We start from the raw sequence: 18,089 nt of genomic DNA, 5'->3' as shown, positions 1-18,089 counted from the left end.
TAGAAGGACCAGGCAATGGCAATCCACAACCGTGCAGGTCAACCTGCGCAACAGAGTGATTTGATTAACGTCGCCCAACTGACGGCACAGTACTATGTACTAAAACCAACAGCAGGGAACGCTGAGCACGCCGTTAAGTTCGGTACGTCCGGACATCGCGGCAGTGCAGGTCGTCATAGTTTTAACGAGCCGCATATTCTGGCTATCGCTCAGGCGATTGCTGAAGAACGTGCGAAAAACGGGATTACTGGCCCGTGCTATGTGGGCAAGGATACCCACGCGCTGTCTGAACCGGCTTTTATCTCTGTACTGGAAGTGCTGGCGGCGAACGGCGTTGACGTCATCGTGCAGGAAAATAACGGCTTTACGCCAACCCCTGCTGTGTCGAATGCTATCCTGGTCCACAACAAAAAAGGCGGCCCGCTGGCTGACGGCATTGTGATCACGCCGTCCCACAACCCGCCGGAAGATGGCGGCATTAAATACAACCCGCCAAACGGTGGTCCGGCAGATACCAACGTCACCAAAGTGGTGGAAGACAGAGCCAACGCGCTGCTGGCTGACGGTCTGCAAGGCGTGAAGCGCATGTCGCTGGACGCTGCGCTGGCATCTGGTCATGTAACAGAGCAGGATCTGGTTCAGCCGTTTGTTGAAGGACTGGCTGACATCGTCGACATGGCGGCGATCCAAAAAGCGGGTCTGACGCTGGGTGTCGATCCGCTGGGCGGTTCCGGTATCGAATACTGGAAGCGTATTGCTAAGCACTACAACCTGAACCTGACTATCGTTAACGATCACGTTGATCAGACTTTCCGCTTTATGCATCTCGACAAAGATGGCGCTATCCGCATGGACTGCTCCTCCGAGTGCGCGATGGCGGGCCTGCTGGCGCTGCGCGACAAGTTCGATCTGGCCTTTGCCAACGACCCAGACTACGACCGTCACGGTATCGTCACCCCGGCAGGGCTGATGAACCCGAACCACTATCTGGCGGTGGCGATCAACTACCTGTTCCAGCATCGTCCGCAGTGGGGCAAAGACGTTGCCGTTGGTAAGACGCTGGTGTCCTCGGCGATGATTGACCGCGTGGTGAATGATTTAGGGCGTAAACTGGTCGAAGTGCCGGTTGGCTTTAAATGGTTTGTTGACGGTCTGTTCGACGGCAGCTTTGGCTTTGGTGGTGAAGAGAGCGCGGGGGCATCTTTCCTGCGTTTCGACGGTACACCGTGGTCGACCGACAAAGACGGCATCATCATGTGCCTGTTGGCGGCAGAAATTACCGCAGTGACCGGTAAAAATCCGCAGGAGCACTACAACGAACTGGCTGCCCGCTTTGGTGCGCCGAGCTACAACCGCCTGCAGGCAAGTGCGACCTCCGCGCAGAAAGCGGCGCTGTCTAAGCTGTCTCCGGAAATGGTGAGTGCCAGCACGCTGGCGGGCGACCCGATCACCGCACGTCTGACGGCGGCACCGGGCAACGGTGCTTCTATCGGCGGTCTGAAAGTGATGACTGACAACGGCTGGTTTGCCGCTCGTCCGTCCGGCACCGAAGACGCTTATAAAATCTATTGCGAGAGCTTCCTCGGTGAAGAACACCGCAAGCAGATCGAAAAAGAAGCGGTTGAGATCGTCAGCGAAGTGCTGAAAAACGCGTAAACCGTAGGCCGGATAAGACACTAGCGTCGCTATCCGGCATGAATTAAAAAGCCGGATAGCTTTGCGCTGATCCGGCTTTTTTTATTCGGCTTAGATTCACGGCATAAACCGATAACCAATCCCGGTTTCGGTCAGAAAATGACGCGGACGCGCCGGGTCCTGTTCCAGCTTCTGGCGCAGGTGTCCCATGTAAATTCGCAGATAGTGACTGTGTTCGACGGCGTTCGGTCCCCAAACCTGATTTAGCAACTGGCGTTGCGTTAGTACCTTTCCGGCATTATTCAGCAGTACCGCTAACAGGCGAAACTCAATCGGCGTCAGATGAATCTCTTCATCACCACGATGTACGAGGCGGGCGGCGATATCTACTTTTACGTTGGAAAAATGCACCACCGGCTCGGGAGACGCGCCGCTGGCGTGGCGGCGCAATGCCACGCGTAATCGCGCCTGTAGCTCGCCAATACCAAAGGGTTTACTGAGATAGTCATCGGCACCGGCATCCAGAGCGGCGATTTTATCGCTTTCTTCGCTGCGGGCTGAGAGCACAATTACCGGTATCGCGCTCCATTGTCGCAGGTCACGAATAAAATCAATGCCGTCACCGTCCGGCAGACCGAGATCGAGAATGATGAGATCGGGTTTTCGCGTGGCGGCTTCCAGCAGACCACGTTGCAGCGTTTCCGCTTCATATACACGCAGACCATCGGCTTCCAGCGCGGTGCGCAGAAAGCGACGGATAGCCTGTTCATCTTCAACAATCAGTACGTTCGTCACATATCCTCATGAAAATCTTCAAGTTCAGGGGGGATTTCCTGGGGCAGTGTAACACGGAAACATGCTCCTCCCTGTGCGCGATTGTGGACGGAAATCGTACCGCCGTGCACGTCCACAATGGCCTGACAGATTGCCAGCCCCAGCCCAACGCCCGGTACCGATGACTCTTTGTTTCCCCGGGAAAACTTGTCAAAAACTCGTTGCTCCATACCCGATGGAATGCCGGGACCATTATCCCAGACGTCCAGTTGCAGGTGCTCGCCATCGATGCTGGCATCAATACCGATTTGCGCCGCTGGACCTGCGTATTTAACGGCGTTTTCCAGCAGGTTAATCAGCACCCGTTCAAAGAGTGGGCCATCGACGTGGATCAGCGTCAACGGTGCTGGTAGCGACAAATTAATAGGAGCAGAGAGTCCTGGCTCCAGCATCTGCAGGGCGCTGCCGACCACCTCTTCCAGTGTTAACCACTCCTTCTTAAGATTAAAGCCGCCAGACTGAATTCGCGCCATATCCAGCAGGTTATTAACCAGTCGGGTCGTATTCAGGACGTGCTGGCGAATCTCACTGGCCTGGCGCGCGTGCGGCGATCCTTCGCTTGCCAGATCCAACGTTAAGATCTCTGCCTGACCAAACAGCACCGTTAGCGGCGTACGTAAATCGTGGGAAAGGGCGGCGAGCAGCGCGTTGCGAATGCTTTCGCGCTCGCTGGCAAACCGGGCTTGCTCTTCGCTGGCAGTCAGCGTCAGACGCTCCAGCGCACTGGCGACCAGTAAAGTGAAAGTTTCCAGCAGGCGTTGCTGTTCGGGGATCATCAGCTGGCGTAAATTTCCTGGTTCCACAACCAGCAGCCCATGCGTTTTGTCAGCGCTTTTTAACGGTAAAATTTGATACGGCACACCTGGCAACGTGTCAGTACCTGCGCCAGCCGGTTGCCCTTTATCAAAGCTCCATTGGGCAATGGCATCATCCCACGGCGTCATGCCCTGTTGATGGGTGAGAGGGGCCAGCTTACCGTTCTCACCGGGCAGTAAAACCTGGCTGCGGGCCTGGAACGTTGAGGCAATAAATTGTTCGCTGGTGGCGGCGATATCTTGCTGACTACGCCCAACGGCCAGCGCTTTCGACATCTCATACAAATGGCGCGTACGTTGTTCACGATAACGGGCCACCCGCGCCTGATAACGCACTCCGGCGGTCAGATTACCAATAACCAGCCCTACCGTTAGCATCACGGCGAAGGTGAGCAGGTACTGGACATCGGAAACGGCCAGCGTGCCACGCGGAGCAATAAAGAAGAGATCGAAGCTGGCGACGTTAATAAAAGTTGCCAGCACCGACGGCCAGCGTCCGTAAAAGAGGGCGATAACCACCACGCCCAATAAATAGATCATCACCAGGTTGGCGGCGTCAAAGGCCATCAACCACTGCATGGCAATCAACGTAATGATGGCGCACAGCGCGACGGCAACCACACAACCCTGAATTTGTACCCGCCATTTATCCTTAAAGGTGCGGTTATCTGCAGTTTGTAGCACAGGGCGCGAAGGTGGCTCATCGAGTGCAACAATCATCAGGTCGAGATCCGGTGCGCGATGGGCCAGTTTGTCAGCAAAGGAATCACTGCGCCACCAGCGTCGCGTAGTCGGACGTCCGAGGACAATTTTTCCCAGATTATGCTCACGAGCGTAGCGGATTACAGCCTTGTCTTCAGCGGGATCGGAAAGGGTGGCGGTTTCTGCACCCAGCTCCTGGGCTAACCGCAGAGCGCTTAGGATTGCCCGGCGCTGTTTTTCGGGCAGTCGGTGCAGCGCTGGCGTTTCGACATACACTGCATGCCAGACGCTGCCGAGGCGCGCTGCCAGACGCGCGGCAGCACGCACCAGCTTTTCGCTGCCGGTATTGTGTCCAATGCACAGTAAAATGGCGTCACGGGTATGCCAGACTTTTTCTTCCCCCGGACGCCCTCGCCAGGCACGCATCTGATCGTCAACCCGATCGGCCGTGCGGCGCAGGGCCAGCTCACGTAGCGCGATCAAGTTCCCTTTGCGAAAGAAATGCTCGATGGCTCTTTCCGCCTGACCGGCGATATAGACCTTGCCTTCGTTCAGGCGTTGGCGCAAATCGTCGGGGGGAAGATCGACCAGCACCACATCGTCGGCGGCATCGAAAAAAGGATCGGGGACGGTTTCGCGAACCTGAATGCCTGTGACGCCGCTGACCACATCATTGAGGCTTTCCAGATGCTGCACGTTGACGGTAGTAAAAACGTCAATGCCGGCTTCGAGCAGTTCTTCAATATCTTGCCAACGCTTAGGGTGGCGTGAGCCAGGCGCATTACTGTGCGCCAGTTCATCCATCAAAATGAGCGCCGGACGGCGGGCCAGCGCCGCGTCGAGATCGAACTCGCTGATATGACGACCATGGCGCGCCTGTCTCTTTAGCGGCAGGATGCTGAGACCGTCCAGCAGCGCGGCGGTCTCTTTGCGTCCGTGGGTTTCCACCACGCCAATCAGCACATCTAACCCCTGCGCCCGCAGCCGCTGGGCCTCTGCCAGCATGGCCCAGGTTTTACCGACGCCTGCACACGCGCCGAAGAAAATTTTCAGTTTTCCGCGGTGCGGGGCAGCGGTCTGCTCCAGCAGGCGATCGGGGTCGGGGCGTAAGGGTTCGTTATGCATGTCCTTTTTCTCAGTGCTTATCCAGCGCTAAATTAAGTTCTACCAGGTTCACCACCGGCTGGCCGATAAAACTGACCAACGGCTTTTGCGTGTATTGTGCAACCAGGCGCGTGACTTCTTCAACGCTGAGGTTGCGAGCCTGCGCCACGCGGGGGATTTGCCAGGCCACCGCGGCGGGTGTCAGGTTGTTGTCCAGCCCGCTGGCAGAAGCCGTTACCAGCTCTACCGGAACGGCAGGATTTGCCTGCGGGTTGGCGGCACGCAGCGCGGCTATCCGGCTTTGCAGCTGTTTATCCAGTTCCGGGTTGCTGGCTGCCAGATTGCTGCCGCCTGAAGCCATTGGATTATAGGGCATTTCTGCTGTAGCAGACGGGCGTCCCTGAAAATAACCGGCCGCGGTAAAATGTTGCCCAATGAGCGCAGAGCCGCGAACGACCTGACCTTCACGCAGAAGCGAGCCGTTAGCCTGGTGGGGAAACCACCACTGCCCCAACGCGGTGGTCAACAACGGGTAAGCCCCGCCGGTGATAAGCATCAGGAAAATCAATGTTGATAATGCAGGACGTAATCCACTCATCTGAAACCTCACACCAGACCCAGCAGGGTCAGCAGTAAATCAATTGCTTTGATACCGATAAACGGCACAACCAGACCACCCAGACCATAGATCCACAAATTACGGCGCAGCATTGCGGATGCGGATAACGGTTTGTAGCTCACGCCTTTAAGCGCCAGCGGGATCAGAAAGACGATAACCAGCGCATTAAAGATAACCGCGCTGAGGATCGCCGAATCCGGCGAATGCAGCCCCATCACGTTAAGTGCATTGAGCTGCGGGTAGGTGGCGGCGAACGCGGCCGGGATAATGGCGAAATACTTCGCCACGTCGTTGGCAATACTGAAGGTGGTCAGCGAACCACGCGTCATCAGCATCTGTTTACCAATGTGCACCACCTCAATCAGCTTGGTGGGGTTAGAGTCGAGATCCACCATGTTGCCTGCTTCCTTCGCCGCCTGGGTCCCGGAGTTCATGGCGACTGCCACGTCGGCTTGCGCCAGCGCCGGGGCGTCATTGGTTCCGTCGCCGGTCATCGCTACCAGACGACCTTCCGCCTGATACTGACGAATCAGCGCCAGCTTGGCTTCCGGCGTGGCTTCAGCTAAGAAGTCATCTACCCCGGCTTCTGCCGCAATCGCGGCGGCGGTTAAACGGTTATCGCCGGTGATCATCACCGTTTTGATGCCCATTTTACGCAGTTGGGCAAAACGTTCCTTGATTCCGCCTTTTACGATATCTTTCAGGGCAATCACGCCCAGCACGCGGGAGCCTTCGGCAACCACCAGCGGCGTAGCGCCAAGGCGTGCGACGTTTTCGACCTTCTGCTCCACGTCGGCAGGGAAGTGGCCGCCGTTGGCTTCAACGTGACGACGAATAGCATCGACCGACCCTTTGCGGATCATACGGTTGTCGATGTTGATCCCGCTCATTCGGCTTTGGGCGGTAAACGGTACAAAGGTGGCGTGCAGCGATTGCACGTCGCGAATACGCAGATTAAAGCGCTGTTTAGCCAGAATCACGATGCTGCGGCCTTCTGGGGTTTCATCGGCCAGCGATGAAAGCTGCGCGGCGTCGGCCAGCGTTTTTTCGTCCACGCCCTGGGCGGGCAGGAAATCTGAAGCCTGGCGGTTACCCAGCGTAATGGTGCCGGTTTTGTCCAGCAGCAGTACGTCCACGTCACCCGCAGCTTCTACTGCACGTCCGCTGGTGGCGATGACGTTCGCGCCCAGCATGCGGCTCATCCCGGCGACGCCAATTGCGGAGAGTAGCCCGCCGATGGTGGTGGGGATCAGACACACCAGCAGGGCAACCAGTACCGTGACGCTAACCGCGCTACCACCCCAGGCGGAAAATGGCCACAGCGTGGCGGTCGCCAGCAGAAAAACGATGGTCAGGGCTATCAACAGGATCGTCAGGGCGATTTCATTCGGCGTTTTACGCCGCTGCGCGCCTTCAACCATGGCGATCATTCGGTCGAGGAACGTTTCACCAGGGTTTACGCTACATTCAATCACCAGCCAGTCGGAGAGGATGCGGGTCCCGCCGGTGACGGAGGCGAAATCACCACCGGATTCACGAATGACCGGCGCGGATTCACCGGTAATGGCGCTTTCATCCACCGATGCGCCACCTTCGATGACTTCGCCGTCACACGGGATAATATCGCCCGCTTCTACTAACACGATATCTCCTTTGCGCAAATCCTCCGCCGGAACGTGATCCATGGCAGCACCGTATTTCGGTTCGCGGAGTTTGCGAGCAAAAGCGGTTTTCTTCACTCCTTTCAGACTGTTAGCCTGAGCCTTACTGCGTCCTTCCGCCAGCGCTTCGGCAAAGTTGGCGAACAGAACGGTGACCCACAGCCACAGACTTATCGCGCCGGTAAACCACGGATTGCCTTGCATATGGCCTGTGGCCATTGCCAACGTTAACAGGGTTGTCAGCAGACTGCCCAGCCAGACGATAAACATCACCGGATTGCGCCACTGGGTATGTGGGCTTAATTTTTTCACGGCGTCCATCAGCGCCTGTGCGACCAGAGAGGGTTCGAACAGCGCCAGTTGCTTGCGACTCATAGTCATGTGCTCCGCATCACTCAGTGTAATGACAGGTATTCTGCGACCGGGCCAAGCGCCAGGGCAGGAACAAAGGTGAGGGCGCCAACCAGTAACACCGTACCGATTAACAACCCGACAAACAGTGCACCGTGAGTAGGCAGCGTGCCTGGACTTGCTGGCTGGATCTTTTTACTGACCAGCGATCCGGCAATTGCCATCACGGGAATGATCACGCCGAAACGGCCGAAGAACATGCACAGGGCCAGCAGACAGTTCCAGAACGGGCTGTTGGCGCTTAATCCGGCGAAGGCGCTGCCGTTGTTGTTCGCGGCAGACGATACGGCGTACAACACCTCACTAAAGCCATGTGGACCAGGATTGAGCATGGCGCTGCGTCCGGCGTCGCTCATCATCGCTATCGCCGTACCGAGCAGCACCAGCGCAGGGGTGACCAGAATCGCCAGTGCGGTCATTTTCATTTCGCGCACGTCTATTTTCTTACCCAGATATTCCGGCGTGCGACCAATCATCAGGCCCGCGATAAACACCGCCAACAACACGAACAGCAGCATGCCGTACAGGCCCGAACCGACACCACCGAAGACCACTTCGCCAATCTGCATTAGCCACATCGGCACCATCCCGCCCAGCGCGGTGAAGGAGTCATGCATCGCATCGACAGCGCCGCAAGATGCCGCTGTCGTCACGACGGAAAAAAGACTCGTAGCCAGCACGCCAAAGCGGCTTTCTTTGCCTTCCATGTTGATATTACTGTCTGCACCGAATGCCATCAGGTGCGGGTTGCCTTGAACTTCGGCCCACATCACCACGGCTACGCAGACTACAAATATCAACGACATGGCCCACAGCAGGGTCCGCCCCTGGCGACGATCGCCAACCACATCACCAAAGGCAAAACACAGCGCGGTAGGAATTAAGAAAATGGCCAGCATCTGTACCAGATTGGTCAACGCGGTAGGGTTTTCAAACGGATGTGATGAGTTAGCGTTAAAGAAACCGCCCCCGTTAGTGCCAAGCATCTTAATCGCTTCCTGTGAGGCGACGGGCCCCATCGGCAGCAGCTGTTTCACCCCTTCAAGGGTAGTAATGGGCTGATAGGGCAACACGTTTTGCAGCACACCTTGCTGAATGAAGAACAACGCAATGAGCAATGCAATGGGGAGCAGGATCCACAGCGTAATGCGAACCAGATCGACCCAGGCGTTGCCCAGCGTGTTCATACTCTGGCGAGTAAAGGCACGGGCCAGGGCAAAAATCACCGCAATCCCGGTTGCCGCTGACAGGAAGTTCTGCACGGTCAGCCCGACCATCTGGCTGAAGTAGCTTAAGGTGGTTTCGCCAGCATAGGATTGCCAGTTGGTGTTGGTGACAAAACTTACCGCCGTGTTGAGCGCCAAATCCCACGAAAGCCCAGGTAGCTGTTGCGGATTTAGCGGCAGCAGGTTTTGCGCCATCAGCATTGAAAACAGGACCAGCAACCCCAGCACATTGAGCGCGAGGATCGCCAACAGATACTGCCGCCAGTTCATCTCCTGCTGCGAGATGCCCAGACCGCGCCAGAGCAGATGTTCCACGCCAGCCAGGCCCGGCAGGGACGTATTATTGATCAGCCGAGCCAAGCCAAAACCCAGCGGTCTGGCGATGATAAACAGTACCAGCAAGAAACTGGCAATGAGTAAAAATCCTTGGGCCGCCATCAGAACGCCTCCGCATTAATCAGGGCATACACCAGATAACCTAATAATAAAAAGACCAGCACAATGCCGGTTATCACGCCTGCACTCACGGTGCACCTCCAGTGGCATAAATGTGATAACCAGAGCGTAGATTTTTGCTTGCAAAGATTTCGCAAAAATCAGTGGGAGGGGTGTAAAAAAAGTATAAAAATGGCAAAGACCATTATTTAACTAATGATTAGTATTAATTTAACTTTTATGTAACTTAATTACGGTTTTTAGCTAAACGGAGCATCAATAGATAAAAATAAGTGGTCGGATGAGTAGCAAAATTACACACAAGGCGGTATTATTTTCATCAGTTAACAAAGTTTATTTTTCCGGTGCGATTCACCGAACAGATATATGGGAGAGGATTATGGACTTTTATAAAGAATATCCAGCACACATTGTTTTCTTGCGCCGTACCTTTGCCGTTGTGGCGGGCGTGCTGGCGCTGCCGGTCATGTTGTTCTGGAAAGACCGCGCCCGTTTTTACAGCTATCTGCACCGCGTCTGGTCCAAAACTAGTGATAAACCGGTGTGGATGGAGCAGGCTGAAAAAGCCACCTGCGACTTCTATTAAGTTGTCGTTATTGTTCAAGAAAACCGCCAACAGCAATGTGGCGGTTTTTTTATACGCCGACGTCTACACTTATCTGAGTAACGGATAAGGAGTGGCGATGAGCACGAGAATTCCTGTTGGTATCCGCACCTGTCTGACCACAGAAGCGAGTGAGGCACCTCAGTTCGACGAAAATACATTAATACGTGTTTACGCTTTGCATGAATTGCACCGCCTGCGTCAGCGAAAATTAACGCGGGGCGCATTAATTGACTATCATACCCGCTACAAACTGGTACTACTGGCGCATTCCCAGCCAGAGTATCGGGAGCTTGGCCCCTTCGTTGCCGCAATCCATGAATGGCAAGATCTCGATGCTTTTTTTACCGAGTATCGCCTACGATTGACCCATCTGTTATTAAATCCTGCTACCCGGCGTAACCATACCAATGTATTGATGCACGTACAGGGCTATTTCCGTAATCAGCTCGATCTGCATCAACGTCAGGAATTGACCTCGATAATCGATAACTATCGACGCGAGGCGCAGCCGCTACTTGCACCCTTAATGCTCCTCAAACACTATATGGCTGAGCACCCGAACACCTGGTTGTCCGGGCAACGTTATTTTGAACTCTGGCCTGCGATTTGGCGTTTACAGGGCAATGATTAATTTTTATCAGGGAGTGTTATGACCACGCATCTGGTCTGGTTTCGGCGTGATTTACGCCTGCATGACAATCTCGCGCTGGCGGCGGCTTGTCGGGATCGTTCTGCACATGTACTCGCGCTCTATATCTCCACGCCTGAACAGTGGAAGGCGCATGATATGGCCCCACGTCAGGCGACATTGGTTAACGCGCAGTTGAACGCGTTGCAAACGGCGCTGGCAGAAAAGGGCATCCCGCTTCTGTTTCATGAAGTCGGTGATTTTGCGACCAGTGTGGAAACCGTCAAAAACGTCTGCGTACAGCATGGCGTCAGTCGAATATTTTATAACTATCAATATGAAATAAACGAACGCCAGCGTGATGCTGCCGTTGAAAAGTCAATACCTCAGGTGGTGTGCGAAGGGTTTGACGACAGCGTGATCCTGCCTCCGGGGGCGGTCATGACCGGTAATCACGAGATGTATAAAGTCTTTACGCCGTTTAAAAATGCCTGGCTGAAGCGGATAAAAGACGGGATCCCAGAATGTGTCAGTGCGCCGAAGGTGAGAGAAAGCGGTGCTCTTGACTCTCCATTAACATCCATCACGCTGAGCTACCCGCAGCAGGATTTTGATTCGCAGCAATTTCCGGCAGAAGAAAAATTGGCCATCGCGCAATTACGCCATTTTTGCCAGCAGGCTGCCGGAGAATATGAGCAGCAGCGTGACTTTCCGGCGATTGATGGAACCAGTCGATTATCCGCGAGCCTGGCGACAGGTGGACTATCACCGCGCCAGTGCCTGAATCGACTGCTCGTGGAGCAGCCGCAGGCGCTTGAGGATGGGACAGGCAGCGTTTGGTTGAATGAGCTTATCTGGCGCGAATTTTATCGTCATCTGATGACTTACCATCCGGCGCTGTGTCGGTATCAACCTTTTATTCGCTGGACCGATCGCGTGCAATGGCAGAATAATCCGGCGCATTTGCAGGCCTGGAAAACAGGGCATACGGGCTACCCCATTGTGGATGCGGCCATGCGTCAGCTCAACGCCACGGGCTGGATGCATAATCGTTTACGCATGATTACCGCCAGTTTTTTAGTGAAAGACCTGCTGATCGACTGGCGTAAAGGCGAACAATATTTCATGTCGCAACTGATCGATGGCGACCTGGCGGCCAATAACGGCGGCTGGCAGTGGGCTGCCTCAACCGGAACCGACGCTGCGCCGTATTTCCGTATCTTTAACCCCACGACGCAGGGCGAAAAATTCGACCGTGACGGTGAGTTTATCCGCCAGTGGGTGCCGGAACTGCGCGACGTGCCGGGTAAAGCCATTCATGAACCGTGGTCGTGGGCTGAAAAAGCGCAGGTAACACTGAGTTATCCTCGCCCGATTGTGGATCATAAACAGGCAAGGCTGGCGACGCTGGCGGCATATGAGGCGGCACGTAAGGGATAAGCACGCAGCGGATTTCTGCGTAATACCTTCCAGCAGAATGAATATGTTGCAGTGGGGGGGCATTTAGCGCTGAAGCGTGTACGCAAGGCTGCTAATGCCTTGATGAAGATGTTTTCCGCCAGCAGTAAAGTGCCGTCATCTTCATTCAGGTGACGGAATTTGATGACAACACCAACGACATCTACACCGCACGATGCGGTATTTAAAACGTTTTTACATCATCCAGAAACAGCTCGGGACTTCCTCGAAATTCATCTACCCGCAGATCTGCAAACGCTTTGCGATTTAAATACGCTGAAGCTGGAGTCAGAAAGCTTTATTGAAGCGGATTTACGTACCCGCTACTCCGACGTGCTCTGGTCTGTGCATACGCACGATGGTGAAGGTTATGTATACGTGGTTATAGAACACCAGAGTTCATCCGATCCGCATATGGCTTTTCGTCTGCTGCGTTACGCAATAGCGGCGATGCAGCGTCATTTGGATGCCGGGCACAAAGAACTGCCGATTGTGATACCCATGCTGTTTTATCATGGCTGTCGAAGTCCGTATCCGTACTCACTGTGCTGGCTTGATGCGTTTACCGATCCTGTAACGGCACGGCAACTTTATGCCAGCGCATTTCCATTGGTGGATATCACAGTGGTGCCCGATGACGAAATCATGGCTCACAGGCGAATGGCACTGCTGGAACTAATGCAAAAACATATCCGTCAGCGGGATTTGATGGGGCTGGTAGATCAACTGGCCACGCTGTTACTTACAGGGTGCGCTAATGACACGCAACTACAGGCGATGTTTAATTACATCCTGCAATCCGGCGATGAATCTCGCTTTAATGAATTTATACAAGAGATGGCGCAACGGATCCCCCAACATAAGGAGAAGCTGATGACGATTGCCGAGCGGTTACGCTTAGATGGATTACAGGAAGGGTTGCAGCGAGGCAAACGAGAAGCCGCATTACGTATAGCGCAAACTATGTTGGAGCAGGGAATAGATCGCAACATGGTGCTTCTGGTTACAGGTCTTTCTGAAGAGGAGTTGACTGCCAGTCATGCGTAATTCCTGAAAAAAGCCCGAATCAGATTACATCATCGGGCCCCTACACTCAGGATTCTACCGCTAGTGAACGGTTTCTGAACTTAAGCGACTGGTACAGCCAAATCAGCAGCACCAGCACCACACAGGCCAGCGCGCCCCAGGTAATTTCACTAAAGACATCAATATAGGCATTGATGGAGTAGTTGATAGCGCCCGCAGCATCAAACGAGCCTTGTGAGGTCTGATCGGCGATAACACCAGCTAGGTAGTTGGCGATGGCACCGGAAAGCAGCATATAAATGCCGGTTAACACGCCGGTTACACCAGGGATCTCAATACGCGTAATTTGCGACATTGCCACCGGGTCAATAAACAGTTCGGCAAAGCCCATGACCGCCAACCCAAGTACCATCAGCGGCATGGAAGAGTGGCCGTAAGCAGCGGACCAGCGAGCGCTCAAGGTTAGAATACAGAACCCAGCGCTCATTAAGCCGAGGCCAAGGGCAAATTTACCCCAGATACGTACGGTACGATTGCCACTCACGCTTTCTTTGACTACCCACGCCAGTACGATACCGCACAGCATAACGGCAAAAGCGTTAACCGACTGGAACATCGCGGTAGGGACGGAATACCCCAGAATATCGCGGTTAACGAAGCGGTCGATATACAGGCTGATCGAACTGCCGCCCTGTTGAGCAAAGGCCCAAAACAACAGGCTGAAGAAGGTCAGCGTGACGATAAGCCCCAGCTCTTTGCGCTGTTTCTGCGTCTGCGCCTGGCGATAAATCTTCGCCAGAACTGCCAGACCAATAATGGTGGCAACAATCAGAGCGTAAACGGACCACTCTTTCCAGAACAGCACGGTAATCAGCAGCGGTGTGGTAACTAGCAGAACTAACAGCCAGGCCCAGTTTGGCAGAATAAAGGTTTTAGCACACAGAACGGCCTTGTTGACGCCGGTGGTGTGGGCGAAATGGCGATTTCCACATAAGAAAATCACCAGCCCTGCCAGCATGCCGATGGCAGCCAGCGCAAAGCCCATCGCCCAACTGTACTCTTCCTGCACGTATCCGCAGGCAATTGGTGCGATGATCGAACCGATGTTACCGGCGGCGTAGAGCAGAGAGAATCCACCGTCGCGACGCGGGTCTTCAGGTTGATATAACTCGCCCAGCAGGCAACTGATATTTGATTTAAACAGACCGTAGCCGCAGACAATTATCGCCAGAGACAAATAGAGGAACGCCGGGGCCATTTCGCTGGCACCCAATACCAGATGTCCCACCGCCATTAAAAATGCGCCGATCATCACCGCCATTCGATTGCCGAGCACTTTATCGGCCAGGTATCCCCCGAGAATAGGGGTGACATAGACCAGCGAGCAGTAGGCGCTGAACAGTTCATATGCGTGATTATCGTCGTACTTAAGCTGGTTAGTGAGATACAGGATCAGCAGCGCACGCATGCCGTAAAAACTGAAGTATTCCCAGATTTGTAGCGCGACAACGTAGTATATCGCCCGTGGTTGAGATGCTTGTTTATTCATTATTTTCTCGAAGTAAATGCCTCGCGACTGGCTGAACGTGCTGCGCGAGTGTGTTTCCTTAAAGTTGTAACTTTGATACAGATCTGATTATTTTTGCAATATGCTGTCTGATTGCATAAATATACATGAATTAGATCGCGTAGTGGTAAGCAAATCACGTTCAAAGCGGGTGTGATTGTTTCTTTATGTGTCAGTGAAATGGCTATCGACGAACGCAGGCGGGGACGCTATTTTAACCTAAGCTGTGTTGCTGATTGGGCAGGCAGAAATGATGACTACGAGGACGATGATGAAAAACACCGAACTGGAACAACTGATCAACGACAAACTAAACAGCGCTGCTATTAGCGATTATGCGCCGAATGGTTTGCAGGTTGAGGGCAAAGAGACGGTGCATAAAATCGTGACCGGTGTGACTGCAAGCCAGGCATTGCTGGACGAGGCGGTACGCCAGCAAGCGGATGCGGTTATCGTTCACCACGGTTATTTCTGGAAAGGCGAATCTCCGGTTATTCGCGGCATGAAGCGCAATCGTCTGAAAACGCTGTTAGAAAATGATATCAACCTGTATGGCTGGCACTTGCCGCTGGATGCACACCCGGAATTGGGGAATAACGCGCAGTTGGCCGCGCTGTTGGGAATCACCGTGATGGGGGAAATTGAACCGCTGGTGCCATGGGGAGAACTCTCCATGCCGGTTCCGGGGCTGGAGCTGGCATCGTGGATTGAAGCGCGTTTAGGTCGTAAACCGTTATGGTGCGGTGATACCGGGCCGGAGAAAGTTCAGCGCGTTGCCTGGTGTACCGGGGGCGGTCAAAGTTTTATTGATAGCGCAGCCCGATTTGGTGTCGACGCTTTTATTACCGGTGAAGTCTCTGAGCAAACCATTCACTCAGCCCGCGAGCAGGGGCTGCATTTTTATGCTGCCGGTCACCATGCGACCGAACGCGGCGGCATTCGCGCATTAAGCGAATGGCTGAATGAAAATACCGATCTGGACGTAACCTTTATCGATATTCCTAATCCAGCGTAATAAAGAGGGATGAAAGTGCAGCGAGCGCGTTGTTATCTGTTAGGTGAAACGGCGGTGGTTCTTGAACTGGAGCCCCCCATCACGCTGGCGACTCAGAAACGCATCTGGCGTCTGGCTCAGCGTTTAATTGACGCCCCGAATGTGCTTGAAGCTATTCCGGGAATGAACAATATCACGGTTACTCTACGCGACCCGCAAACGCTGGCGCTGGATGCGATTGAACGCCTGCAGCGCTGGTGGGAAGAGAGCGAAGCACTGGAGCCGGATTCACGTTTTATTGAAATACCTGTGACCTATGGTGGTGAGTTTGGCCCTGATCTGGCAGAGGTCGCCCGACACAGTGGATTAAGCGACAAGCAGGTCGTCGAACTTCATGCGTCAGTTGACTATGTGGTGTGGTTTATCGGTTTTCAGCCGGGATTTCCCTATCTCGGGAGCTTACCTGAACAGCTGCATACCCCCAGACGTGCGGAACCGCGTTTGCTTGTTCCGGCAGGTTCTGTCGGTATCGGTGGATCTCAAACGGGGATCTACCCGCTTGCCACACCCGGTGGATGGCAATTGATTGGGCGTACCTCCGTTTCGTTATTTGATCCAAAACGGGAGGAGCCGATTCTGTTACGGGCTGGCGATACCGTGCGTTTTGTCCCGCAGAAGGAGGGGATATGTTAAACATCATCCGCGCTGGCATGTACACCTCAGTACAGGACGGGGGACGCCATAGTTTTCGTCAATCCGGAATTAGTCACTGTGGCGCGCTGGATAAACCGGCGCTGAACGTGGCTAACCTGCTGGTGGGTAATGATGCGAATGCCGCAGCGCTGGAAATCACGCTGGGGCAACTGGTGGTGGAGTTTGAAGCCGATGGCTGGTTTGCCCTGACCGGTGCCGGATGCGAAGCGCATCTGGATCGAACTCCCGTATGGAGCGGATGGCGGTTACCAGTAAAAGCCGGGCAGCGCCTGACGCTAAAACGACCTCTTCATGGTATGCGCAGTTATCTGGCTGTAGCGGGCGGTATTGATGTTCCCGAAGTGATGGGTTCGCGTAGTACCGATCTGAAAGTGGGCATTGGTGGGTTTGAAGGGCGTCTGCTGCGTGATGGCGATCGACTGGCGATTGGCGTATCGACCCGGCAATTCAGCGGGCCACAAGGTGTAAAACAACTGATGTGGGGTAATCTCATTCGTGCACTGCCCGGCCCTGAATATCAGGAGTTTGATGAGGTATCTCAGGCCTCTTTCTGGCGCTCGCCGTGGCAGCTTAGCCCACAAAGTAACCGTATGGGGTATCGTCTTCAGGGGCAGCCGCTGACGCGCACGACCGATCGCGAGCTGCTGTCGCATGGTTTGCTCCCCGGCGTGGTGCAGGTTCCGCATAATGGTCAGCCAATCGTGCTGATGAACGATGCTCAGACGACGGGTGGCTATCCGCGCATCGCCTGTATTATCGAGGCAGATATGTATCATCTGGCGCAGATCCCGCTCGGTCAGCCGATTCATTTTGTGCAGTGTTCGCTGGAGGAAGCGCTGAAGGCGCGGTACGACCAGCAGCGTTATCTGGAACAGTTAGCATGGCGACTTAACAATGAAAATTGATCTCAATGCAGACCTCGGTGAGGGATGTGCGAACGATGCAGCGTTGCTGCAATTGGTGTCATCGGCCAACATCGCCTGTGGGTTTCACGCCGGCGATGCGCAAACTATGCTCTCAAGCGTGCGTGATGCGTTAAAAAATGGTGTGGCGGTAGGCGCGCACCCCAGCTTTCCGGATCGGGAAAATTTTGGTCGTAGCGCCATGACCCTGCCTGCACAAACGGTGTATGCACAGACGCTGTATCAAATTGGCGCGCTGGCTGCCATCACGCGGGCAGAAGGTGGCGTGATGCGCCATGTCAAACCGCATGGCATGCTCTATAACCAGGCGGCGAAAGATCCTCAATTGGCCGATGCGATTGCGAAAGCGGTTCATGCCTGCGATCCGTCGCTGGTTCTGGTCGGGCTGGCGGGAAGCGAACTGATTCGCGCTGGAGAACACTATGGCTTGATAACGCGTCAGGAGGTTTTTGCCGATCGGGGTTATCAGGCCGATGGCAGTCTGGTACCTCGCAGCCAGCCGGGCGCACTGATTGAGGATGAAGAGCAGGCGCTGGCGCAAACGTTAGAAATGGTGCAATCCGGCAGAGTAAAAAGCCAAAGTGGAACATGGGCAAGCGTAACCGCCCAGACGGTATGCATTCATGGGGATGGCGAGCACGCACTCGCTTTTGCCCGTCGCTTGCGTAGCGCCTTTAATGCATGCAATATTGAAATTGGTGCATAAGAT

The 18,089-nt window shown here is 54.5% G+C and carries 16 protein-coding genes; 9 read left to right on the top strand and 7 right to left on the bottom strand.

Going from position 1 to position 18,089, the window contains the following annotated elements; translation table 11 throughout:
• Positions 1 to 15 precede the first annotated feature (15 nt).
• Positions 16 to 1,656, top strand: coding sequence for a phosphoglucomutase (alpha-D-glucose-1,6-bisphosphate-dependent) (gene pgm, locus OGX83_RS10800; protein WP_008784117.1), 1,641 nt, complete (start codon positions 16 to 18; stop codon positions 1,654 to 1,656).
• Positions 1,657 to 1,752: 96 nt separating this feature from the next.
• On the opposite strand, the gene kdpE is transcribed toward pgm, so the two are convergent.
• From kdpE to kdpF, 6 genes are read right to left on the bottom strand one after another with little or no spacing between them, the layout of a single operon-like run.
• Positions 1,753 to 2,430: a two-component system response regulator KdpE gene (gene kdpE, locus OGX83_RS10795; protein ID WP_048226088.1), complete on the bottom strand. Its 678-nt coding sequence runs from the start codon at positions 2,428 to 2,430 to the stop codon at positions 1,753 to 1,755.
• On the bottom strand, positions 2,427 to 5,111 hold the full coding sequence (gene kdpD / locus OGX83_RS10790; RefSeq protein ID WP_258882477.1) for a two-component system sensor histidine kinase KdpD: 2,685 nt from the start codon (positions 5,109 to 5,111) through the stop codon (positions 2,427 to 2,429). Before kdpD ends, kdpE begins: the two co-directional genes overlap by 4 nt.
• 10 nt (positions 5,112 to 5,121) lie before the next feature.
• Complete coding sequence (kdpC, locus tag OGX83_RS10785; protein ID WP_048226085.1) at positions 5,122 to 5,688, bottom strand: potassium-transporting ATPase subunit KdpC; 567 nt, start codon at positions 5,686 to 5,688, stop codon at positions 5,122 to 5,124.
• Between the two features lie 8 nt (positions 5,689 to 5,696).
• Positions 5,697 to 7,745, bottom strand: a complete 2,049-nt coding sequence (gene kdpB, locus OGX83_RS10780; RefSeq protein ID WP_020996545.1) for a potassium-transporting ATPase subunit KdpB — start codon at positions 7,743 to 7,745, stop codon at positions 5,697 to 5,699.
• Positions 7,746 to 7,765: 20 nt separating this feature from the next.
• The gene (gene kdpA, locus OGX83_RS10775) at positions 7,766 to 9,445 is read right to left on the bottom strand and encodes a potassium-transporting ATPase subunit KdpA (RefSeq protein ID WP_032942710.1); all 1,680 of its coding nucleotides are present in this window, start codon (positions 9,443 to 9,445) and stop codon (positions 7,766 to 7,768) included.
• Complete coding sequence (gene kdpF, locus OGX83_RS10770; RefSeq protein WP_001670793.1) at positions 9,445 to 9,534, bottom strand: K(+)-transporting ATPase subunit F; 90 nt, start codon at positions 9,532 to 9,534, stop codon at positions 9,445 to 9,447. Before kdpF ends, kdpA begins: the two co-directional genes overlap by 1 nt.
• 308 nt (positions 9,535 to 9,842) lie before the next feature.
• Between kdpF and OGX83_RS10765 the strand changes: the two genes are divergently transcribed.
• The 4 genes from OGX83_RS10765 to OGX83_RS10750 all read left to right on the top strand — a co-directional run bounded on the left by OGX83_RS10765 (position 9,843) and on the right by OGX83_RS10750 (position 13,203).
• On the top strand, positions 9,843 to 10,049 hold the full coding sequence (locus OGX83_RS10765; protein ID WP_003022870.1) for a YbfA family protein: 207 nt from the start codon (positions 9,843 to 9,845) through the stop codon (positions 10,047 to 10,049).
• Positions 10,050 to 10,146: 97 nt separating this feature from the next.
• A complete protein-coding gene (locus OGX83_RS10760) occupies positions 10,147 to 10,701 on the top strand; it encodes a DUF1722 domain-containing protein (RefSeq protein WP_122973777.1) in 555 nt (184 codons plus the stop codon).
• Between the two features lie 18 nt (positions 10,702 to 10,719).
• Positions 10,720 to 12,138 (top strand): deoxyribodipyrimidine photo-lyase, encoded by a 1,419-nt coding sequence (gene phrB / locus OGX83_RS10755; protein WP_286588015.1) that lies wholly within the window; start codon positions 10,720 to 10,722, stop codon positions 12,136 to 12,138.
• A gap of 162 nt (positions 12,139 to 12,300) precedes the next feature.
• Positions 12,301 to 13,203, top strand: a complete 903-nt coding sequence (locus tag OGX83_RS10750) for an Rpn family recombination-promoting nuclease/putative transposase (protein ID WP_234692219.1) — start codon at positions 12,301 to 12,303, stop codon at positions 13,201 to 13,203.
• A 46-nt stretch (positions 13,204 to 13,249) separates the two neighbouring features.
• On the opposite strand, the gene dtpD is transcribed toward OGX83_RS10750, so the two are convergent.
• Positions 13,250 to 14,731: a dipeptide permease DtpD gene (dtpD, locus tag OGX83_RS10745; protein WP_125362511.1), complete on the bottom strand. Its 1,482-nt coding sequence runs from the start codon at positions 14,729 to 14,731 to the stop codon at positions 13,250 to 13,252.
• A 289-nt stretch (positions 14,732 to 15,020) separates the two neighbouring features.
• Here dtpD and ybgI point away from each other — a divergent pair, with 289 nt between their 5' ends.
• The 4 genes from ybgI to pxpA are packed head-to-tail and all read left to right on the top strand — an operon-like array spanning position 15,021 to position 18,086.
• Complete coding sequence (gene ybgI / locus OGX83_RS10740; RefSeq protein ID WP_003831390.1) at positions 15,021 to 15,764, top strand: radiation resistance protein YbgI; 744 nt, start codon at positions 15,021 to 15,023, stop codon at positions 15,762 to 15,764.
• A gap of 15 nt (positions 15,765 to 15,779) precedes the next feature.
• Positions 15,780 to 16,436, top strand: coding sequence for a 5-oxoprolinase subunit PxpB (gene pxpB / locus OGX83_RS10735; RefSeq protein ID WP_234692300.1), 657 nt, complete (start codon positions 15,780 to 15,782; stop codon positions 16,434 to 16,436).
• Entirely contained in the window at positions 16,430 to 17,362 is a 933-nt protein-coding gene (pxpC, locus tag OGX83_RS10730; protein WP_048214672.1) for a 5-oxoprolinase subunit PxpC, read from the top strand. Before pxpB ends, pxpC begins: the two co-directional genes overlap by 7 nt.
• Positions 17,352 to 18,086 (top strand): 5-oxoprolinase subunit PxpA, encoded by a 735-nt coding sequence (gene pxpA, locus OGX83_RS10725; protein WP_057067724.1) that lies wholly within the window; start codon positions 17,352 to 17,354, stop codon positions 18,084 to 18,086. The genes pxpC and pxpA overlap by 11 nt, the downstream gene beginning before the upstream one ends.
• Positions 18,087 to 18,089 lie beyond the last annotated feature (3 nt).

The organism is Citrobacter sp. Cpo074, from assembly GCF_030332745.1.
Taxonomy (GTDB): domain Bacteria; phylum Pseudomonadota; class Gammaproteobacteria; order Enterobacterales; family Enterobacteriaceae; genus Citrobacter; species Citrobacter portucalensis.
This window is presented reverse-complemented; position numbering and strand designations above follow the sequence as displayed.